Below are 21,207 nucleotides of genomic sequence, written 5' to 3'. Positions count from 1 at the left end.
ACTGCTGTGTTCCATCCGCTCTCTGCCTTTTGCATCAGATGCTTTATCCGCCAGAGTTACATTCCCGCCTGCACATCGCACTGATCGAACCTGAAATTCCACCCAATACCGGCAACATCGCCCGCCTGTGTGGAGCGACCTACACGACGCTGCACCTGGTCGGCAGACTCGGCTTTCGCACCGATGACAAATATGTGCGGCGCGCCGGGCTGGATTATTGGGAACACGTCGAGATCATTCACCATCGCTCGCTCGAAGCATTGCAAGAAAGCCTTCCAGACAGCCGCTTTCTTTATTTCTCCACCAAAGCCGAGCGCGTTTACACCGACTGGCAATATCAGCCGCACGATTGCCTCGTCTTCGGACGCGAGACGCGCGGCTTGCCCGAAGAGTTGTTGCGGGCGAACCGGGAACGCTGCCTGCGCATTCCCATGCCCAACCCAAACATTCGCTCGCTGAACTTGGCGACCTCGGCGGGCATCGTGCTCTACGAAGCCTTACGCCAGTTGTAGATTTCAAGATAATGATTTTCCCCACGAAGCCACACGAAGATTCCACGAAGAAAGAAATACCCAGCAATCCTGCTTCGTGTTTTCTTCGTGTAGCTTCGTGGGAGAATTTCTTTTTCTTGAAAGCTATAGCTGTGACTACTTCTTGAAGTAACGGCTGGCAAACGTCAGAAAGGTCGGCCAGTTCGGCCCTGGCGTATGTCCGGCGCTGTGTTGGCGAAATGCGACATCGCCGTCCATCAATCCCGTTTCCATCGCAGGGAACTCGCTCGTGCCCATGTCTTTTTTGCCGAGCAGCTTGTACACCGGCCCCGCGCCCGCGCCCGCTAAAAACATTCCTTTCGCATCCACCCAACCATCGCCATTCGCCACCGAACCGGCGCTGATGAACACCGGACGCGGCGCGCACAGCGCGACCAATTCGTGCGCATCCACCGGCAAATCATTCGCCGTCAGCGGCCCGGCGTATTTCAAATAGTTGCCCGCCATCCAGTGGTATTCGCTGGGCGCGGCCACGTTCTCGACCATCTCGCCGTAGTTATTACGCCGGTGAATCTTGGCTCCGCCCGCGCCCGACGAACTGACAAACGCAACCGCCAAGCGCGGCTCGTAAGCCATCGCCACCAGCGTCGCCTTGCCATAACGCGAATGGCCTTCGAGGGCGACCTGCTTGGCATTCACCGCTTTGTCAGTCTCAAAATAATCAATGGCGCGGCTCACACCCCAGGCCCAAGCGCGCAACGCACCCCAGTCATCCGGCTTGCGCGCTTGCCCTTTGTTGACCAAGCCGATGATGCCCGCCGTCAGCCCCGCGCCGTTGTCGGCCTGAATGCTGGTCGGAACAAGCGTCGCGCAGCCCCAGCCTTTCTCCAACACTTGCTGCTGCCACGGTGTGCCCGGCTGTACTGGAAGTGGCGGCGCATTCGCCGGACGCGGCGGAAATTGAAAACTCAATTCCATCACGACGGGCACGGCGGCCTTGGCATTGGCGGGCGTCGTCAGCGTCAACTTGATGTCCACGGTGACTTGCGGATACGACGAATTGTCTACGTGGCCGACGAGTTGTTTGGTGACGACCGGCATGTCGTATTTCGTTTCATTCATCGTGCTGACGACTTCCCAATTCACTTTCGGCGTGACCTTGGGCGCGCGGCCATACATCTCGCGGTCGAAATCCTCGACGATCTCGGCGCGGCGTTGCCCCCACCACTGTTTGGCCGAAGTCACCTTCTTGCCGTTCTTCAACACCAGCGGATCGGGCAAAGGCGGATACGCAATTACCTTTGACTCGTCATAGTTGGCGAAATTCGGCGCGTCCTTATTGCTGCCATTCGCGCCGGGCCGCAGCGCTTTGATGTTGAGCAGTTCCAACATGCGCTGGTGATCAGCTTTGGTGGCGGCTTGTTGGGCTTGCAGCGCGGCCTGTTGCTCCGGTGTCATTTGCCGCTGGGGTTGTTGAGCGAAAACGGCTCCGCCTCCTAAAATTAGGACAGCCGCAAAACCGAGCTTGAGTGCGAGTGATGGTTTCATAGTTGAGTTCCTCTATTGACTAACGGTTGGTTGTGCAGAACTGCCAGTTGTTCCGTACCACAATTAACGTGAGACTGGTTTGTCAGGACGCCAGAACGGTTCTGCCGCCGCGATGAATTCAATCGGCACTTCGTTGATGAAGCCTTTCAGCCATTCGGCGCAATACTTCATCCCGGCTTGCTCTGATACGACGTGGCCCAACACGATCAAGGCTTTCTTTTGGCCGGAAACAATCTGGTCTTGCACGTACTCGACCAACTCCCATTCGTGCGTTTCACCCAGAATCAGCACGTCCACGCCGGGTTGGGAGAGAAAGGGAATGCCCGGCATCAAGCTGCAATTGCCCCAACTCGCCAGCGCGTGTTTGATCGGCAATTGCGGGTCGCCGATGACGCGCATCGTGCGAATCTTCAACTTGGTTTCCAGTTCTTTCGCTAGCCGTGCGAGCGGGATGCCGGGGAAGGTAAAGCTCTTCGGATTTTGCGGGTCGGCGAATTTCTCCCAGCCGACTTCGCGCATCATCCCTACGGCGATGCCGTCCGGCTTGTGTCCGTGCCAATGATCGTGGAAGTGGAGCACGGCCATTTTGTTCTTGTTGAGAAAGTCGAGCTTGAACTGATACGTCGGGTCTTGCTGGATGTTATCGGTGCGATCCTGATGTGAGAAGAAGGTGGACTCGTGCGTGATGATCATGTTCCTGCCGGCGGCAGCGGCGCGTTGCACCACGTCGAGCGTCGCCATCATTGTCGTCGCGATGCCTTTAACGGGCGTGTCAGGCACGCCGGCAATGAGGTTGTCTACGGTTTGCGCGCGCCAGGGGATGCCGACGTTGGCTTTGATGCGCTCAAGCACTTGCCCGGCGGTGAGCGGTGCAGCTTGTGCCCGCACCAGTTTTGAAGCTGCCAGTCCTATTGAAGCAAGCAGGAAGTTGCGGCGTGATGTATCGTGGATGTTCATAAATGGAAATCGTTTCCCACGAAGTCACACGAAGAGAACACGAAGAGGCCGTTAAGCGATTTCACTTATTCTTCGTGTTCTCTTCGTGTGACTTCGTGGACGGAACTGACTACATCGCGGATATAAAGCTGGACGATCTCATCGCCCGCGCGGTTACCGGTGTTTTTGACCGTCACGCTGACTTCGGCTTGTCCATGCGGCCCGATCTGCGTGGGCGCGACTTTCAAATCGGAGTATTCAAACGTCGTGTAACTCAGCCCAAAACCAAACGGAAACAGCGGCTCCTTGCTGGTGTACAGATAGCCGCGGCGCGCCGTCGGTTTGTGGTTGTAGTAAATCGGCAACTGCCCGACCGAGCGCGGAATGCTGACCGCCAGCTTGCCCGCCGGATTGGTATCCCCGAACAGGACGTCAGCGACGGCCACGCCCGTTTCCTGTCCTAGATAGAAGCCTTCCAAGATGGCCGGGACATTTTCGGCAATGTAGTTGATCGAAAGCGGCGCGCTGTTGATGAGCAGCACGACGACCGGCTTACCGGTTTCGACAATGGCTTTGACCAGATCGTTTTGGCGGCCCACCAAATCCAGCGTATCGCGGTCGCCGATGTGATTGTCGGCCCAGGCTTCTTTGCTGGTGTCTTCGTTGCCACCTACGACCAGCAAGGCCACATCAGAGGCTTTGGCCGTGGCGACGGCTTCGGCAATCAACTTGGCGTCTTCCACTGGATCGGCAAGGTTTGATTTATCGTCCCACCACTTGCCATCCTCTTCGGTGATCTTGCAGCCTTCGGCGTAATTGATCTTGAGCTTGCTGCCGACCTTGTCACGCACGCCTTGCAATACGCTGACGCCGTGTTGCGGATCGTCGCTGTAACCACCTAAATGCACCCCCGCTGCGTTGGGTCCGATAACGGCAAAAGACTGTAGCTTACCAACATCCAGCGGCAACAGATTACCTACGTTTTTCAACAGTACGATGGAACGGCGCGCGGCCTCGGCCGCGAGTTGCTGATGCGCCGGGCTGTTGGTCAGTTTGATGGCGCGCTCGACCTCCACGAAAGGGTTTTCGAATAAACCAAGCTGGAATTTAGCGCGCAACACGCGAGCGACAGATTTATCAATATCCGCGAGGGAAACTTTGCCTTCGCTGATAAGTTGCGGCAGCAGCGGGTAACAAGACGGATCGGGCAATTCAATGTCTACGCCAGCACGCAAGGCTTGCTGTGCCGCATCGGCCCGATCTACCGCGACTCTGTGACGCGAGACGAGTTCTGAGATGCCGTTGTAATCCGCCGCGACCAAACCGCGAAAGCCCCATTCCTGACGCAGCAGCTTTTCAATCAACCAAGTGTTCTTATGCGACGGCACGCCATCAATCTCGTTGTAAGAGGGCATCACGCTCAACACCCCCGCTTCTTTCACGGCAGCCTCAAACGAAGGCAAGAAGACTTCGCGCAAGATACGTTCGGAGAAATTACCGGGCGCGGTGTTCGTGCCGCCTTCGGGCTGGCCGTGCGCGGCGAAATGCTTGGCTGTGGCCATGACGTGCTCGCCATCAATGATCGGCGCGCCAATTCCTAATGAAGTCCCTTGAATCGCTTTGATCGCCGCGACGCCCATGCGCGCAACGAGATAGGGGTCTTCACCGTAGGTTTCTTCCGTGCGGCCCCAGCGCGGATCACGCGCCAGATCGAGGTTTGGTCCTAGCACGTGCTGACTGCCGCGCAGGCGCGTTTCGAGCGCGGCAGCAGTGAAGACTTTCGTGATAAGTTCCGTATCCCAACTGGAAGCCAGCGAGATTGGAGTAGGGAAGTTCGTGCCGCCCACCGCCATCAATCCATGCAAGATTTCATCGTGTAGCATCACCGGGATGCCGAGACGTGTGTTTTCCTTCAGCCACTTCTGTACGGCATTGGCGTATTCAGCGCCGCGTCGCGCATCGGTGCGCTCACGTTGGCGGGCAATCTCGCCGATACCGTTTTTCAGCACGATAGCGGCCTCTTCCGGCGAGAAGTCGCCGCGATCACCGAAGTTGCCATTGGGACGACGCTGCTGCGGCTTCCTGACCCAAAGCGTCTGCATCTGTGCGGCTTTCTCTTCGATAGTCATGCGACTGAGCAAATCGCCGACACGGCGTTCAATGGGCAGAGTGGCATTGCGATAATCAGGTGCTTGCGCGCTGCTGTTGCGCAAAGCGCCTCCAACCGCCAACAACAGGGTAACGGCAATGAAAGAAAACATGAACTTACGAGTGAAATTGGGTTGGGCTGTATTTTTCATCTTCATTCCTTCTGCTTACTCTCCACCCACGACAGTGCAAAACTCCCGCTCACGATATTCAAAGTAATCAAAGTCAGCCGGGTGCGCCGTGCCTGCCAAATCCTGACAGCACATCCCAACAAATGCGCCCGTAAAATTCGGCGGCCCGGGCGGGCCAGCTTCATCGGACAAAATGCTGGCGTCGAATTGCTCCGGTAACCATTGCCAGCCTGTGTTGCCAACGCGATAGGCAAAGCGCAACCGCTCGTAATCTACTTCCACACGCAACTGCACCGGAGCCTTCGTGGCGATTGGGACTGGAGCCGTGAACATATCTGACAATTCGGGGTGACAGGTCATCACACGTAGGTGTTTACCGATGCTTTCATCTGTTGAAATGTAGAGATAGTGAAACTTCGAGCCGTTGTAATAACAAATCAACCCGGCCTGCTGCTGATAATACTGCGGCTCGAATTCGACGACGGTAGCAGCGCTGTAACAATGCGCTTGTTGCCGTCGGGCGACTAAAGCTTGGCGAAACATACTGCCCGGCGTTTCGCGTCCGAACAGGCGCAAATAACCAGGCCGCTCGGTCAAGCTAAACAACTCGTCCGGCCACGGCGAGCGCAGCCATTGAAAATCAATCGGCAGCTTCAGACTATCGAAATCTTCGTGCGTCGAAGTTGGCGGAAACGGCTGCGCCAGCAAATCAGGCGCAACGGTTTCACCCGCTGGCAACGCATCGCGCTGTTCGGTGTAAAGCCAATCGTCCGTGCCCCAAACCATCCGTTGAATCGCCGTCTCGCGCCCCAGCGTGCAGCGTCCACGATTGGGCAGCGGGCGTCCGCACAGATAAACCAGATAGGTGTCGCCGCTCTGTGTTTCAACTAGATCGGCATGTCCAGCACGTTGCAATTTGGCATCCGGGCGATGGCGCGAAGTCAGAACATACTTGTCAGGATGCAGTTCATACGGCCCTAACAACTCACGCGAACGCGCCATCGTTACGGCATGCCCCCAGCCGGTGCCGCCTTCGGCTGTTATCAGGTAGTAATAGCCGTTACGCTTGTACAAATGCGGCGCTTCGGTGAAGCCAAGCGCCGTGCCCTTAAAAATGTTGTGGCGCGGGCCAATGAGTTTGCCTTCGGCAGTCGAGTATTCCTGCAACGCGATGCCGCCAAAACGATTCTGCCCCGGGCGCTGATCCCAGAGCATGTTCACCAGATATTTATGCCCGTCATCATCGTGAAAGAGCGATGGATCAAAGCCGCTGCTGTTCAGAAAAATCGGGTCTGACCATGCGCCGTCAATCGTTGGACTCGTGACCAGATAGTTGTGCATGTCGCGCAAGCCCGCGCCCACGCTGCCCGGTTGCGACGTGCGCCCGTAACGCTTCACATCCGTATAAATCAGATAATACAGCCCTTTGTCATACGTCAGGCAGGGTGCCCAAACCCCGCACGAGTCAGGATCGCCAAGCATGTTCAACTGGCTTGGACGGTTTAGCGGGCGCGTCAACAAACGCCAGTGCGCCAGATCGCGCGAGTGATGAATCTGCACACCGGGAAACCACTCAAACGTCGAAGTGGCAATGTAGTAATCATCGCCTACGCGCACCATGGATGGATCAGGGTTAAAGCCGCGCAGGATTGGGTTTTGAATTTTAGGACTGATTTCAGACATACCGTGAAATGATTTATGCAGCCGGCGCATTTCGGCGCGTTGAAGAACCACATTCAATGCGACTTGGCCAAGGCTGTATCGAAAGAAAAGACGTGCCAGTTCTTACCTTTGATCTGGCGCGCGGCAGACTGAACCGTAACGCCCATAAAGGCCGCTATCGCGCGTTGCCAAAACGCTCGTCCCGCCTGATTGCGTGGTGTAACTCTGACTTCCCATCGCCCCGGAAATTTCCGCCATACTTCGTGCGCGGCGTTCATTCCAACACCGTGCCGGCGGTGTCCCCGCGCAATAAAGAATTCGGCCACATCCCAAACCGCTTTGTCGCCGGAAACTTCTGAACCCTGCTTCACCAGCACAAACCCGGCGAGTTGACCGTCAACCGTTATCAGAAAAGGGTAACGGTTGCTCTCCTGCCAATACAACGGCAACGGCGGATAGCCAAAGCGTCCGTTGGCGTTCAGATGCAGATCGGCAATTTCGCTAAAATCGTGCGCATACAATTCCATCAAGTTGGCAACCACGGGCTCCTGTTCAGCGGTGGCTACGACTAGCTGTACCGGCATAGGCATCCTTGTTTCAAGTGCGCGGTTTCAAGTGTGCGGCTCTCTGACCACCGTCCACAAAATCGTTGCGCCAACGATGTCCAACAAGCCAAGGCATATAAAAAATGGTGTATAGCCGATCTTCACGACCAATGCGCCGATCAACAGCGAAAAGATCAGTAAACCGGCATTACCAAAGGTTCCCGCCATTCCCGCGACGGTGGCGACTTCGTTTTTCTTGAATAAATCCGACGACATCGTGATGACAGTGACAGATAACGTTTGATGCGCGAAACCCGCCAGACTTAGCAGTGCGATGGCGGCGTAAGGGCTTTTCACCACGCCCACAAACCCGACACCCAACATCGTGACAGCCCCCAGCGTAAAGGCCGCCCGCCGCGCATTGATAAGGCTAATCTGCCAGTGTTTTTGCAACCACAGCGAGAACGACCCGCCAAAGAGGCACCCGATGTCCGCTGCCAGGAAGGGCAACCAGGCGAACAGCGCAATCTGTTTCAAATCCCAGCCGCGCGTTTGCGACAGATACAGCGGCATCCAAAAAGTCAGCGTGCCCCATGTCGGGTCAGCCAAAAACCGTGGCAAAGCGATACCCCAGAAATTTCTCTGCCGGAGCACTGCCAAGATCGAAGGCCGCGTGCCATCGTGCCGCAAATGCTTTTCCTGTCCTGAAGAAATATATTCGGCCTCTTCAGCGGAAAGCGCTTTGTGTTTTTCTGGCGACTCGTAAAGCCACAACCACGCCACGACCCAAACGAAACCCAGCGCGCCTGTAATCACAAACGCCATTTGCCAGTTGTACGCCAAAATCGCCCAGCCCACGAGCGGCGGCGCCAGCATCGAACCGAACGAAGCGCCGATGTTGTAAACACCGCCCGCCAAACCGCGTTCCTGCGCCGGAAACCATTCCGACGTGGCTTTCATGCCCGCCGGATTTGCCGAGCCTTCCGCCAAGCCCAGCAACCCGCGCAAACCCGCCAGCATTTGCCAATTGCTCGCCAGCCCGTGCGACATGCTGATGATTGACCAGGCGACGGCAAATAGCGCGTAGCCGTATTTCAAGCCGATCACGTCCAGCGCATAACCGCATAACGGTTGCAACATGATCGCGCCCTGAAACGTGCTGACAATCCACGAGTAATGTTGCTCGTCAATGCCAAGCTGCGTTTTCAGCGTGGGCGCCGCCACCGACAGCGAACTGCGAGTGAGGTAGTTGATAATCGAGCCAAGCATAATCAGCCCAATCATCCACCATCTGAGACCTTTGATTTTGGGCATTCCGGACGAGTTCCTTTAGTTACGAGATTGCTTGCCAGCTTTTGCTGCCGCCAGCGCGTTTAGAAAGGTATTGCGGGCCTGCGCGCATCATTGGGATCAGCCCAGCGATGATTCGGAATCGTCGGTGCCCAGCCGGGCCGCAGTGGGTCTTGATCGTAAGGATAGCCGCCCAGCCGTTGGTACAGTTCGCTGTATTCGGCCAGCTTTTCGCGGTTGAGTTGGACGCCCAGGCCCGGCGCGGTCGGGACTGCAATCGCACCGCCTTCGTATTTCAGCTTGCCGCCCACGATGATGTCGTCCACCAGATGGTGATAATGCGCATCCGCTGCGAAGGACAAATTCGGAAGCACCGCGCCCAGATGCAGCATCGTCGCCAATTGAATGCCGAGTTCGCCTGACGAATGCACGGCCACGCCCAATTGGAACGTCTCGCAAATGCCCGCCGCTTTAACGCAAGGTCGAATGCCGCCCCAGAAGGTCGTGTCGAGCAGGATCACATCTACGGCAGTGTTGAGAATGTTGGCGGCGAGTTGTTCAAAGTTGACGACAACGGTATTGGTCGAGAGTGGCATGCGCACTTTCTCGCGCACGCGGCGCATACCGTGCAGCCCATACACGGGGTCTTCCAGATAATCGTTGTTGAGGTCTTCGATGGCTTGCCCAAAACGAATCGCCTGTTCCGTGGACATCACACCGTTGCAATCGTAACGGAAACGGTCGCCCCGCAAACTCTCAGCGACCGCGCGGTAACACTCCAATTCGTAATCAGGGTGAAAGACGCCGCCTTTGAGTTTGTGCGACGTGAAGCCGTGGCGCGCCTTCAAATCCCGTGCGTGCGCGACGAGTTGCTCGACCGTGCGCGTTTCGCCGCTGCCGTCTTGCGGATTTGGATAGCGAAAGAACAAGTACGAGGCAAAGGGCACGCGCTCCTGCAACCGTCCGCCGAGGATTTCAGAAACCGGCACGCCCCACTTTTGACCGAGGATGTCGAGACAGGCGAATTCGAGTGCGGCCAGCATTTGCGTGCGGTTGTTGTAAAGCGACGCCGTCGGATTAGCGATCAGGAAGCGCATCTCTTCCAGCCGCGCCGGGTCATGGCCGACCAGATAAGCTTTCAACGCGCGCAAGGCGGCTTCCGCCGATTCGCCGCCGCCGCCCATTTCGCCCAGGCCAACGATGCCTTCATCGGTTTCGACCTCGACAATCGTGCGCACGAAGCGGCCCCAGTGACAGCCATTGCCGTGGCGCAGCGGGGCTTCGAGCGGGACAGTGACAGTGGTCGCTTTGATGTCGGTGATTTTCATTTGTGATAAAGGACTCTGGTGGGACGTGTCAGACGCGCGGGCTACTGACAGGGAAGTTTATTATCGAAGTCTGGTAATAAAGAAAAGCATCTTGAGTAGGACTTACGCAAAACGCGAGCGAGATTGCCACAGAGGCACAGAGACACAGAGGAAAACAGAGAACTCCACCAACACTGTAAAAAAGCTCTGTGTCTCTGTGCCTCTGTGGCAAATCTTTGCGTAAGTCCTGTTGAGATTATTTGCAGCTACAGCAGCCTCACCAAGTCAGACTTGTTGCTTTGTATTCATCGAGCGTCTTTTGCGGTTGCTCAACACCCGGTGGCAAGGGGCGTTTTGAAAACGTCTGAAAATATAAAAGACAGGCATCGCGCCAATAGACCGCGTCGCGTTCCTGAAGCGCCAGCTTCTTCGTTACTGCCGCGTGACGCTCCGCGTCAATCACGTGGGCTAGTGCCTCCCAATCCTGCCGCGCCGCCCGCACCCAAGCCACGCCGCGTTGATAATGCAACGCCAGTTCATCCCAAAGGATACGGCCTGATTTCATGCGGTAGTCCCACGGCACGTGATGGAACCAGACCAGGTACTTTTCAGGGCACGTTTTCAGCTCGGCGAATTGAGCGCGCACCGGCGCGTGATATTGCGCGACCGAATTACTGCCGGCCGGCGTGCGGTCAAACCCCAACCCCTTTTCATCGGCACGATGGTAATAAACCGGATTCCAATCCGGGCGTGGCTCTTTGCTCCACCAGGGTGCGGGGCCGTAGTGATGCCCGCCCCACATTATGTGATGCAGCCCCAGCGGCGTCATGTAATCCACTACCGCTTCATGCGATTCCGTGAACATCCGCGTGAGCGTGGCGACGGCTTTGGCATCGTTCGTCAGCGTCATCCGTATCCATTCGTCAGCGATCTGTTTGGAACTAAGACCGGGGTTCCAGGCGAGTCGTCCGAAGGCGTACCAGTTCGCCTGCGTCAGGTCCTGCCCCGTCCAGTTGCGGTCGGAACCGGTGTTTGCCACGCCCGCAATGCCGGTGAGTTTTTGATTGTATAAGCTGCCATCCACGACTTTGGCGACCGTCGAGCCTTGGCCCTTGGCATAAGTGTCAGCGTCCAAAACTTCGCGCCACAGCGGGGCAAGAAAGACAAAGTTGTTGGCCTGGCCTAGATACTCTTGCGTGATTTGAAATTCGGGCATCACCTGTGTTTTCGGCAGCGCGCCAAACAGCGGATGGAACGGCTCGCGCGGCTGAAAATCAATCGGGCCGTTTTTGACCTGCAACAACACGTTCGGCGCGAACTTCCCATCGAAAGGTTGCAGGTTGTCATAGGCCGCCGCCGCGCGGTCGTAATCGGGTTTGGCGTCGTAAACAAACGCGCGCCAGATGACAACCCCGTGATGCGGCGCAACGGCGGCGGCCAGCATATTCGCGCCGTCCACGTGATTGCGATTGTAAGTGCGCGGCCCCGGCTGGCCCTCGCTGTTGGCCTTGACGACGAAGCCCCCGAAATCCGGGATGAGTTGGTAAATCTCAGTGGCCTTCTGCTTCCACCAGGCCGCGACCGCCGGATCAAACGGATCGGCGGTCTTTAGGCCGCCTAGTTCGATGGGGGCAGAGAAGCGCGCCGAGAGAAAGACGCGCACGCCATAAGGGCGAAAAACATTCGCAATCGCAGCGGCTTTGAGCAAATACGCGGTGCTTAAACTTTGCGCACTGGCGTTGACGTTATTGAGCGCCGCGCCGTTGATGCCAAGCGAAGCATTCGCCCGCGCATAATCATGCAAACGCGGGTCAATTTTTTCCGGCAAGGCGTTCCAATCCCACAACGAGCGCCCCGCATAGCCGCGTTCGATGCTGCCATTGAGATTGTCCCAATGATTGAGCATACGAATTTGCAGCCGTGGTTGCTGGCTCACCTTCAACTTGCCGAGGGGCTGTTGTGTTTGCAGCAGCCGCAGGAAATGAAAGGCGCCGTAAAGCACGCCGATTTCGCTGTTGGACGCGATCACGGTTACCACGTAACCGTTGAGTTTCACCGTGCGCAGCAGAAAGCCCTCTGTGCCGAGTTGGGACAGCGGCAATTTCAAACCGGCAATCAGCAGGGAAGCTTGCGGCGTCCCGGCGAGCACCGTGCCATCGCGTTCGATGCGTTCAGCTGCAGCCACGGGTTGGCCCAGCAATCCGCCGCAACCGGCCAACAGTTCTGCGCGCGTGGCTTGCGCCGTGGCCGAATTGCCTGGCACGACGATGGCCGTGAGGCGCGGGCGCGCCAGCGCGGGCAACGGTTCATAACGCAACCACAGGCGATAGCCATCTTCAGCCCGCGCAGCCGTTGCCGCGAGCAGCAACAGGGCAATCGTAAAACTCGTGGCCAACATACGCGGTTGGCGAGCTTGTTCTCGACTCATTCTCACTCTCCCTTCCAAGGGCTTTGGTTCCCCGCAAACTCACGAGGGAAGCAACGGTAAAGGGCTTTTGCAAAGTCGCAGCGCGAGCGCTCGCGCTGCGACTTTGCAAAAGCCCTGTTCAACGGTAGCGGTACAGCTTAATGCGTTGAATGTCGAAGCGGCCCGGCGGCAACCGCAAATGCCGCCCTTGATGGGTCTGATCGCCGTTCAGCCAGCGCCCCGGTTGCCACTGACCGCTGATATATTTGCCTTCCTGCGCGGACAGAATACCCACCAGCGGCGCGCCAGGCGTGTGAGCCTCGAACGTAACCACCAGACTTGTTCCCGCAAAGAGAAACTCGTCGGGCGCTAGGGCGATTGCCAGCCCGCCGGAAATAGCCTCAGCAGAGGCCCGCTCGTATGTAACGTTCAGCGTGTAGCCACCCAAGCGTATTTGCTGCGGCACGCGCTGCTCGGCGCTTTCCGTCAACAGTCCGGCCATCTCCTTCTTTCCTTGATGCGCAAGAAGCAACGGCGTGAGTTGCGCCAATAGATCGTAACCGCCCGCGAGCAGGCCGCGCGCTGGATCGGCGAGGTTTTCGATGCTGAAGGGACTGAAGCCCAGCGCATCGTGTTGCGCCACGGCATAAAGCGCCTGGACAGCGTTCTGTGGACTGGGGCCTACTTCTGGAATGAAAAGCGGGTTGCCGGACTGGTCGTATTTCCGCGCCCATTCCATGAAGTTCGGGAAGTAAATGTCAGGCGACAGGAAATCAATTTGCGGCGCGGCGGCACGCCAAACGTCCAGCAGATGCGGCAGCGGCCCAGCGCTCGGATATTGCCCGGGTTGGTAATTCGGACGAATCAGCGCGGCATTGACATACATTGGCAAGGGATATTCAGCCTTGCCGAGTTCGGCCACGCGATTGGTGTAACGCGCAAAATGCCAAGCCATGAAAAGCTCGTCAGTCGCTGCGCCCGCGCCAAACACTTCTTCCCAAGTGCCGCGCGTTTTGAATTGCGAGTTGCCCCACGCGGTGCGCAATTCGGGCCTCAGCGATTCGCGGTGTTGTTCGAGGTAGCCCAGCAATTCAAGCGGCACGGCTTGGCTGAATAGCTTGTTGGCAAGCGCGCTGCGGTCACGCGCGTCGGGAATCATGCCGATCTCGTTTTCGACCTGCACCAGGATGACAGTGTAATCGCGGCTGTCCACTTCGCGCAGGTGGCGCATGAAAGCGGCGAAGGCGCGCGCATCGGCAGCAAGGTTTGCCTGACTGAACGGCGAAAGGATTTCCATGCCGCTGCCGGCTTTGTCTTCGGCGCGTGGGAAACGCTGCTGATTGGTTTTCACCCACGCCGGCGCGTAACACGACATGCTGTTTTTCCACGCGCCGAACCACAACGGCACCAGCCGCAGCCCGTGCTTGCGCGCGTCTTGCAGCAAGCCATCCACTAGCGTGAAATCGAATTGCCCCTCCAGCGGCTCGAGCAATTCCCAATACACCGGCACGAGAACGGTGTTGAGCTTCATGGCGGCGAGTTTCGGCCAGATGGGGCGCATGTATTCGAGGCTGGACGAGGACGAGTTGCCCAATTCGCCGCCGCGCACGAGAAAGGGTTTGTCATCCACGATCAGTTGCGTTGCCGTGCCTTGCTGGCGCAGGTGTGGCAGCGCAGATGATTGCGCGCGGCAGACAAGGCTGAAACAAGTTGCGAGGGCCAGGCAAACAGCGGCAAAAACAATCACCTGCGGCTTGCGCCAGAGTGTGTTGGTCATGATTCTTGAAAAGTGGGGTTGCGGAAATCAATGAATGGGCGCGGATCGGTAGACATCCCATACCCTGCGCGCGCGACCAACTTGTCATTCACGCGCCAGGCAATGCCAAAGCGCGGCAGGAAGTGGCCTGGCCCGGAACTCGCGCCGGTGTTACGCGGCACGTTACTCAATCCGCCCGTGTATACATTCCCGTCCGCCGGGTCAAACCGATTGATGCCTGTGTTGTCTTTGTCGGGGAACGGATAGCGCTCCCAACGCAGGCCATAGGTTACGGTCAGCTTGCGATTCACCTGCCAGTGATCGCGCGCATACAAGGCATACGAAAGTATGCGCAGCGCATTCGGATTGCGCAGTTGATCCACCTTGCCCGCGCCGCTGGGCAACCCGAGCAGGAAATCCGCCCACGAGTTATAGCGTGTGTCTGTCGGCGTAGGACCGTTTTGCAAGCGGGTAGCGTTGCCGTTGAATTGGAACGTGCCGCGTACCGTCTGAAACGTGCCGCCCTGCGGTTGGAAGTGATTGATCTGTTGATTCTGGTAATCCAGGCCGAAGCGCAATGAGTGTGCGCCACGAAACCACGACAGGTTCGCGGTGCCCACGTATTGATTGTCGCGGAACAGGAACGGATTGCCCGTGTTGGAATTGCCCATATTGGCCCAACCACTGACGTTGAAAAACGGCGCGCCGCCCTGCAACCGATCCGGGCCGTTCGTGCCGGGGATTTTCAATACATCCAAACCAAAGTTTGAATTAATGTCGAAAGCCTCTGCCCCCAGCCGCTGGCGCGTGTAGCCGACGTTCGCGTCCAGAATCAAAGCCGGGCTGAACGTGTAGGTCCCGCCCGCGCCAGCAATTTGTACGCGTCCGGGAGCGGTGCCTAATTGACCGCCGTTGAGCGCGTCGCCACCCGCATCGCCCAGAATCGGCGGGTCAATAATGAGGGTCGGCGAGATGCTGTAGCGCCCAAACGCCGTCAGCTTTCCGCCCGCGTTGTAATTGACCTTGCTGTCAATGTTGGTGCGGTTGAATTCGGCCACGCCGGTCGGGGTGTAGTTGTTGACAAACCCCGACCCGGTGGGTTGCGGTAACCGCTTGATGAATTCGAGCGCCGCCGGATCAACGCGATTGGCTGGGACGATGTTGTTAGCGAACGGCGTCCGCTTCGAGGGGTCGGCATTGGAGGCCGGATCGTAAACCGTCACGCCGGTACTGCTGAAATCCACCGCGCCCGACGCACCAGGGCGCAGGCTGGCTGGCGCCAGGCTGTAAGAGAGAACCCGCGCAAAATTCCGCTGAGTGCTACGTTCTAGATCAGTGAAAAAGAACAACTTGTTCTTGATGATCGGCCCGCCCACGGCATAGCCGTATTGTGCGACGATACTCTTGGGCACTTGCGGTGTCGTCTGAAAATAGTTGCGCGCTGCCGTCGCACTATTGGTGTCGTACCCCCAGCCCGCGCCGTGCACGCCATTGGTTCCGGTCTTGATCGTGACGTTGACCGCCGCACCGCCGGCAAGCCCTTGCTCGGCATCGAAAGAATTCGTGACAATGCTGACTTCTTGAATGCCTTCGGCAGGCGGGACATAAGCAGTATTAGTTGGTAGCCAAGGATAGATGACACTAGAGCCATCAATACGAGTATTGTTTTGCAGGCGTGATACACCGTTTACATTAAATGAGATGGAACGCTGCGGGCTACCGGCTGCGGAGTTTTGCTCCCCCTGATTAATCGCCCCTGGCACCAGCCCCATCAGACTTTGGTAATTGCGTCCGACGCTGCCCGTTAAGGGCAGGTCATTGATCTGCCGCGTCGTTTGAACAACATTGATGTCGGCGCGCTCAGTTTGTAGCACAGGTGCATCAGAGCTGATCTGAACGGCACTGCTCACATCTCCGACCTCTAACTGTGTATCAAGCCGTCGGGAGGTATTCGCGTCAATCTTAAGATTGTCCTGCACCATCGTCTTAAAAGACGGCGCTGTTACGGTCAGCTTATAAACACCAGCTTGCAGGTTATTGAACTGAAAACTGCCTCGCTCATCAGTACTTGCGCTTTGTGAGACACCGGTACTGATATTCAATACATCAATTTTGGCGCCTGCCACGACCGCTCCGGCCGGGTCTGTGATGTTGCCTGTGAGCGAGCCATAAAGAACCTGCGCCTTGGCCAGGCAAGACAAAGCAACCATCAAAAACAACATCTTTTGCCATTGCATCTTCATCATTTTCTCCTTCCAGAACGGTGGAATGGCGATGAATCAGTTGCCTCCAACCTGATTATTCATCCCAGATTATTCATCTTGACGTTTTTTGGCTTGCCGGTCAGCGGTACTGCCAGCCTTCTTTTCATCCCTTCGTATGGAATGTGTTTCTACCAGCAATTGAATTGTTGTTTAGGCGCTTTTGCAGCAGCAGGTTAATTGATTAGTTTGCCTCTGCAACAAAATAGCCAACATCCATCGCTCTGGTGAAATCAGTTTGGTTGACCTTAGCTTGGCCCTTCAAGATCGGGTAAGTGTTGCTGTAACAAAACCGGAGCCGCTGCGTTACCACAATCAATGTCTTCTGATAGAAGTTTCGCGGCGACCCCGGTGTCAAAGCATACCCTTTCCCGGTCTTGGTAAAGACCGGGCTAAACTCAACCCACTTAGAAATGGTAGAGCGAGTAAATGCCGTGGGTTAACGGCTTTTTGTCAAAGAAGCTTTGAGGGATCATCAATCAAGCTACAGACGGTGCCCCAAAATGCTTCTGTAAAACCAAGGCAATTGTTCCTCTCAGTCGTGGCTGACTGGCAGGATCGGTTGGGTGAAGACGCAACTTGGCGTGTGTAAAACAACGCCGTTTGATTTCCGTTTCGATAATTGGGCCAACTTGCTGCCAGGCGCGTGTTATCTCTCCGACGACAACAATTGCATCTGGAGCTAATCCCGTCACTAAGATGGCGAGTCCCATACCGATATGCCTCGCCATTGTTTCCAGCGCCTGGATCGCCTTAGGGGCGCCATGCTCAGCTAATCGTAAAATGTCTTCAAATGTTGGTACTGTTTCAACATCAGCAAGGTGTGCTTTACCATTGCGCGGACGGGAATTGGCTTGCATGTAATAACGTATGGCAGCAGAGTTGGACGCATACATTTCCCAGCAGCCGCGATTGCCACAGCGACAGGTTAAGCCATCTTCGATAAGGGTAACATGCCCAAATTCGCCAGCCGCGCCATTTGAACCAAGTAATAGCTGCCCATTAACCATGATACCAGCTCCAATTCCCTCAGAAACTGTGACGGCAATTAGATCTTGTACTTGGTCTGAATGATGACCGAACCAAATTTCAGCCAAGGCACACGCGTTAGCAGCATTTTCCAATTCAACCGGAAGGCCTGTCGCCGATTCCAACTCTTTTTTCAAATCAACCGTTCCCCAGCCTAAGTTGGGAGCAAAGACCAATTGCTGGGTGGCCAAGTTCACTCGACCAGGTAAACTCACGCCTATGCCTTCGTATGAAATTTCGGGATGTGACTGAAGCACATGACGTATGCGCTTACCCAATTCATTAATGAATTGCTGAGAGTCTGCCAGCGTTGGCATAGACTCTTGCATAAGAAAATGCGCATCCAAGTTAGCCAAGCCGAACGTTGTCGTGGCGGGTCGAATATTGACCCCGAAGATTCCAACGCGTTCTTTATTTAGATGTAAGAACCGCGGTTTGCGTCCCCGTAAAGCGTGGCCAATAGCACCTTCAGTAACCCACCGTTCTTTGATTAATTGCTCAGTAATGATGGAGACCGTACTGCGCTGCAATCCCGAATGACGCGCCAAATCAGCCCGTGAGACGGGTTGATGCTGCCTGATTAGGTTAAGCATAACACGACGGTTAATGTGGCGCGCAGTTTCACTTCGGGCTATCTGAAAATTAGTCAGATCAATCTTTCGCATCATCCACTGTCGAACATAAATTCTTTGTTTGAGGGTCGAACTATATGGTTCGCAACTGTCGGCGTCAAGCTTTTGATACTAATTTCTGCAAGAATCTAGTTTGGAGAAAAATCCCAGGTGTAAATCTTCCCGGCATTGATTTTGAATACCACCGAGGCACCGAGGCTTTGCACATATTGCCAGGCAGGGTTGTCGGACGAGCCATAGTAACGATGAATGATGGCTTCCCGAAATCTGGTATGCTGCAACTCGTCAGTAATGATTTCAGCTTGGCCTTGAATCATGATTCCCCTATAGGGCTGCTCTGTTGAATCAATGGTAAGGCAAACATTGGGGTTCTGTTGCAAGTTGCGAAACTTCTTACGCCCGCGTTGAGTGCCAATGAAAATCTCACCATCAAGAAGAGCGTAGTAAACTGGTGTATTATGTGGCATCCCATCCGCTGCAATAGTCGCCAAGCGCCCGAGCTTCTCAAGCCCCACGTAAACCGCCCATTTACCGCTAAGCTTTTTCCCCATTGTTTTGCCTCATTTCAATATTTTCAACTGACTTACAATACGCCAGTCTCCAGAAGGGTCAGGTTTAATTTCGGACAGACGCTCGCTCTCCACAATAACGCCAGATTGATACCAAAGGTAAATTTGGGGTAATTCGTCCGCCAGTGTTTTTTGAATTTGTGAAAAGATTTGTTGGCGACGCTCACGCGTTGCTGTCTGTGCTTCATCAATCAATTTGTCAACTTGCGGATTCTTATAACGCGACCGATTTTGACCATTTGGCGGAATCGAACGCGAATGATACACAAAGCGGAACATGTCAGTACTTTGATTACCGCCTACCATAATGTTGTAGTAAAGCTGAAAATTGCCGTCGGTCATATCTTGGGTCAGCTTCTGTCGCTCTAGCGATTGCAAGTCGAGGCTAATGCCAGCTTGTTTAAGTTGTGCTTGTAAAATTTCACCAACCTTACGCGCAATGGACAGAGTTGAGGTTTTGAGCGTCAATTTAAGCCTAGGCTGACCATTGACAGATATATAACCAGCTTCGTCAAGTAACTGGGTTGCTCGGGCCACGTCATGTGTATAGGCATGTGTGCTTTGCTCATAAGCCCATTGCGTAACTGGCAACAAGCTTGCGGCGGGCTTTGCTTGCCCACGAAAAACTTCACGAATGATAGTTTCTCGGTCAATCGCGTAGGCAATAGCCTGGCGCACGCGCTGGTCCTTCAAAATAGGGTCAAGCAGATTAATTCCTAGGTGAGCTAAGTTAGTGCCATCTATTATGATCACTTTTAGCCCCGAAGCTTTTTGCAGTGACTCAATAGTAACGGGGTCGAGATCCGCGTTTATGGCAAGATCTGCTGAGCCTTTTCGCAATTCCCCTTCGCGGGTACTGTTATCAGGGACAATTTTGATACGTAGCCGATCAAATGCTGGGCGGCCTTCAAAGTATTGATCGTTGGCTTTTAAGACAATCTCTTGCTCTTCAATATAGCTATCAAATTTGAATGGGCCAGTACCTACTGGCAGCTTAGCTTGCTGCCCAGACGTTCCTTCAGGAATAATACCGACTGCAATTAAATCGTTTGGAAGGCTTGGAAATGGATTTCGACAATGAAAGCGAATCGTTAATGGGTCAACTACCTCTATGGCCGACAAATCTTGATCAAATGAAGCTCCTTTGATTAAACTTTTATCTTTTAACATAGTTTCAAAGGTGTATTTGACATCCAATGAAGAAAAGGAACGTCCGTCATGAAATTTGATTTTGTCGCGTAACTTAAAAGTAAAAACCTTATTATCAGGAGAGCACTCGAAACTCTCGGCTAAATCAGGTATTGGCTCAAAGTTGCCTCCCTTACGGGTGAGGCCATTAAAAACCAGCTGCCGAAAGCGCTCCGCCGCAGAGTCAGAACTGGCGCGTGGATCAAAACTAGGAACACGTTTTTCAATTAACACCGTTATTTCACTCTCGCCTACGCTTTTTTTACAGGCGAGGCTGCTTCCGAGAAGTAATTGTTTGAGGTGGTCACGTTTTCGTGGACACCAAATTCTCTTAGCGCTCGATCCTTTTTTGGTTAGGGCGCGGTTCAGTTTGCGCTCTTTGAAAATAAGCCCGTGCGAATTCGTCCGGGCTCAGATAACCCAGCGCCGAGTGACGGCGGATGGGGTTGTAGTAACCTTCAATGTAAGCGCAGGTTTCCAGTTGTGCTTCCTCCAAGTCGCGGAAGGCCCCGCCTTCCAGCAACTCCGCTTTGTAGCGTGAGAAAAGGCTTTCGGCAACCGCATTGTCATAGGTCTCGCCCGCGCGGCTCAGACTCTGTTGGCAGCCGCAGGCGGCCAAGAGGACCCGCGGTCGCCAGGAAGGCCCAGCCCCCATTTTGCAGCGGCCAGTACGTGAGGTCGCTTACGAACGCCTGGCCGTGGCGTGAGTCCGTTAGCCCCGCCAGCAGAGGCGGACTCAGCCGCCCGCCGTGGCGTGAGTCCGTCGTGCGTGGCACAAAGCTTTTGGGTTGAAGCGCGTGCAATTGCTCAGCCCGCAGCATCCGGCGCACGCGCCGCCGCCCAATCGCGTGGCCCTGCGCTTGCAACTCCGCCGTCACGCGCCGCACGCCATAACGCCGCGCGTGGCGCTGAAACACCTGGCGCACCGGCGGTGTCAGCGGATCAACCACGGGCGTGCGCTGCCGCCAAGCATAGTAACCGCGGCGGCTCACCCCCAAGCTTTGCCAAAGATCGGCGACCGCAAAAGCCGCGGCTTGTGTGGCGATCACTTGGTAGACCTGGCTCACGTCGAACGGCAAAAAATGCTCAAGGCTTTTTTTAAGCTGTCCCGCTCGGTCTCGACCTGCTTGAGCTTCTGCCGCAGTTGCTCCAACTCCTGGTCAAGCGCGGCCGGCCGTTGCGCCTGCTTCCATTTGTAGAGCACGCCCTCCCCGACCCCCAAGGCGTGGGCGACGGTCGGCACCGATTGGCCGAGCCGCAGCAAATCCAGGGCCTGTTGTTTGTAGGCATCTTCATACTTGCGCCGC

17 protein-coding genes are annotated in these 21,207 nt (G+C 55.7%); 1 reads left to right on the top strand and 16 read right to left on the bottom strand.

The genetic code is table 11. The features are described 5' to 3' along the window. Positions 1–38: 38 nt before the first annotated feature. Positions 39–512, top strand: coding sequence for a tRNA (cytidine(34)-2'-O)-methyltransferase (locus HY011_07995; protein MBI3422867.1), 474 nt, complete (start codon positions 39–41; stop codon positions 510–512). 135 nt (positions 513–647) lie between these two features. Here the strand turns inward: HY011_07995 and HY011_07990 are convergent, their stop codons facing one another. The 16 genes from HY011_07990 to HY011_07915 form a co-directional block, all read right to left on the bottom strand. Then, complete coding sequence (locus HY011_07990) at positions 648–1,883, bottom strand: acetylxylan esterase (GenBank protein MBI3422866.1); 1,236 nt, start codon at positions 1,881–1,883, stop codon at positions 648–650. 219 nt (positions 1,884–2,102) lie between these two features. After that, on the bottom strand, positions 2,103–2,996 hold the full coding sequence (locus HY011_07985) for a Nif3-like dinuclear metal center hexameric protein (GenBank protein ID MBI3422865.1): 894 nt from the start codon (positions 2,994–2,996) through the stop codon (positions 2,103–2,105). A 65-nt stretch (positions 2,997–3,061) separates the two neighbouring features. Then, complete coding sequence (locus tag HY011_07980; GenBank protein MBI3422864.1) at positions 3,062–5,275, bottom strand: glycoside hydrolase family 3 C-terminal domain-containing protein; 2,214 nt, start codon at positions 5,273–5,275, stop codon at positions 3,062–3,064. Positions 5,276–5,290: 15 nt separating this feature from the next. Further along, complete coding sequence (locus HY011_07975; GenBank protein ID MBI3422863.1) at positions 5,291–6,937, bottom strand: glycoside hydrolase family 43 protein; 1,647 nt, start codon at positions 6,935–6,937, stop codon at positions 5,291–5,293. 53 nt (positions 6,938–6,990) lie between these two features. Further along, a complete protein-coding gene (locus HY011_07970; protein ID MBI3422862.1) occupies positions 6,991–7,506 on the bottom strand; it encodes a GNAT family N-acetyltransferase in 516 nt (171 codons plus the stop codon). 21 nt (positions 7,507–7,527) lie between these two features. Then, positions 7,528–8,775, bottom strand: coding sequence for an MFS transporter (locus HY011_07965; GenBank protein ID MBI3422861.1), 1,248 nt, complete (start codon positions 8,773–8,775; stop codon positions 7,528–7,530). A gap of 59 nt (positions 8,776–8,834) precedes the next feature. Further along, positions 8,835–10,079 carry a mandelate racemase gene (locus tag HY011_07960; GenBank protein MBI3422860.1) on the bottom strand — a complete coding sequence of 415 codons (1,245 nt, stop codon included), beginning with the start codon at positions 10,077–10,079 and terminating at the stop codon, positions 8,835–8,837. 256 nt (positions 10,080–10,335) lie between these two features. Further along, positions 10,336–12,456, bottom strand: coding sequence for an alpha-glucuronidase (locus HY011_07955; GenBank protein MBI3422859.1), 2,121 nt, complete (start codon positions 12,454–12,456; stop codon positions 10,336–10,338). A gap of 148 nt (positions 12,457–12,604) precedes the next feature. Further along, the gene (locus tag HY011_07950; protein MBI3422858.1) at positions 12,605–14,242 is read right to left on the bottom strand and encodes a DUF5597 domain-containing protein; all 1,638 of its coding nucleotides are present in this window, start codon (positions 14,240–14,242) and stop codon (positions 12,605–12,607) included. Next, the gene (locus tag HY011_07945; protein MBI3422857.1) at positions 14,239–16,467 is read right to left on the bottom strand and encodes a TonB-dependent receptor; all 2,229 of its coding nucleotides are present in this window, start codon (positions 16,465–16,467) and stop codon (positions 14,239–14,241) included. Before HY011_07945 ends, HY011_07950 begins: the two co-directional genes overlap by 4 nt. A 494-nt stretch (positions 16,468–16,961) precedes the next feature. Next, a complete protein-coding gene (locus HY011_07940; GenBank protein ID MBI3422856.1) occupies positions 16,962–18,176 on the bottom strand; it encodes an ROK family transcriptional regulator in 1,215 nt (404 codons plus the stop codon). Between the two features lie 95 nt (positions 18,177–18,271). Then, entirely contained in the window at positions 18,272–18,694 is a 423-nt protein-coding gene (locus tag HY011_07935) for a TIGR03618 family F420-dependent PPOX class oxidoreductase (protein MBI3422855.1), read from the bottom strand. Between the two features lie 9 nt (positions 18,695–18,703). Then, on the bottom strand, positions 18,704–20,134 hold the full coding sequence (locus tag HY011_07930) for an ABC transporter substrate-binding protein (protein ID MBI3422854.1): 1,431 nt from the start codon (positions 20,132–20,134) through the stop codon (positions 18,704–18,706). Positions 20,135–20,231: 97 nt separating this feature from the next. Further along, positions 20,232–20,519 carry a transposase gene (locus HY011_07925; protein ID MBI3422853.1) on the bottom strand — a complete coding sequence of 96 codons (288 nt, stop codon included), beginning with the start codon at positions 20,517–20,519 and terminating at the stop codon, positions 20,232–20,234. Further along, the gene (locus tag HY011_07920) at positions 20,467–20,979 is read right to left on the bottom strand and encodes a transposase (protein ID MBI3422852.1); all 513 of its coding nucleotides are present in this window, start codon (positions 20,977–20,979) and stop codon (positions 20,467–20,469) included. The genes HY011_07925 and HY011_07920 overlap by 53 nt, the downstream gene beginning before the upstream one ends. Beyond that, positions 20,964–21,207: transposase (locus tag HY011_07915; protein ID MBI3422851.1), on the bottom strand; the 244-nt coding region annotated here is incomplete at its 5' end. The genes HY011_07915 and HY011_07920, both read right to left, overlap by 16 nt.

Source organism: Acidobacteriota bacterium (genome assembly GCA_016196035.1).
Lineage (GTDB): Bacteria > Acidobacteriota > Blastocatellia > RBC074 > RBC074 > JACPYM01.
This window is presented reverse-complemented; position numbering and strand designations above follow the sequence as displayed.

Excerpts from the sequence above, each read along its gene's own strand:
- HY011_07980 (MBI3422864.1), bottom strand. The coding sequence starts at position 5,275 with ATGAAAAATACAGCCCAACCCAATTTCACTCGTAAGTTCATGTTTTCT.
- HY011_07945 (MBI3422857.1), bottom strand. The coding sequence starts at position 16,467 with ATGATGAAGATGCAATGGCAAAAGATGTTGTTTTTGATGGTTGCTTTG.
- HY011_07960 (MBI3422860.1), bottom strand. The coding sequence starts at position 10,079 with ATGAAAATCACCGACATCAAAGCGACCACTGTCACTGTCCCGCTCGAA.
- HY011_07975 (MBI3422863.1), bottom strand. The coding sequence starts at position 6,937 with ATGTCTGAAATCAGTCCTAAAATTCAAAACCCAATCCTGCGCGGCTTT.
- HY011_07965 (MBI3422861.1), bottom strand. The coding sequence starts at position 8,775 with ATGCCCAAAATCAAAGGTCTCAGATGGTGGATGATTGGGCTGATTATG.
- HY011_07935 (MBI3422855.1), bottom strand. The coding sequence starts at position 18,694 with ATGGGGAAAAAGCTTAGCGGTAAATGGGCGGTTTACGTGGGGCTTGAG.
- HY011_07940 (MBI3422856.1), bottom strand. The coding sequence starts at position 18,176 with ATGCGAAAGATTGATCTGACTAATTTTCAGATAGCCCGAAGTGAAACT.
- HY011_07985 (MBI3422865.1), bottom strand. The coding sequence starts at position 2,996 with ATGAACATCCACGATACATCACGCCGCAACTTCCTGCTTGCTTCAATA.
- HY011_07955 (MBI3422859.1), bottom strand. The coding sequence starts at position 12,456 with ATGTTGGCCACGAGTTTTACGATTGCCCTGTTGCTGCTCGCGGCAACG.
- HY011_07995 (MBI3422867.1), top strand. The coding sequence starts at position 39 with ATGCTTTATCCGCCAGAGTTACATTCCCGCCTGCACATCGCACTGATC.
- HY011_07990 (MBI3422866.1), bottom strand. The coding sequence starts at position 1,883 with ATGTTGGAACTGCTCAACATCAAAGCGCTGCGGCCCGGCGCGAATGGC.
- HY011_07950 (MBI3422858.1), bottom strand. The coding sequence starts at position 14,242 with ATGACCAACACACTCTGGCGCAAGCCGCAGGTGATTGTTTTTGCCGCT.
- HY011_07970 (MBI3422862.1), bottom strand. The coding sequence starts at position 7,506 with ATGCCTATGCCGGTACAGCTAGTCGTAGCCACCGCTGAACAGGAGCCC.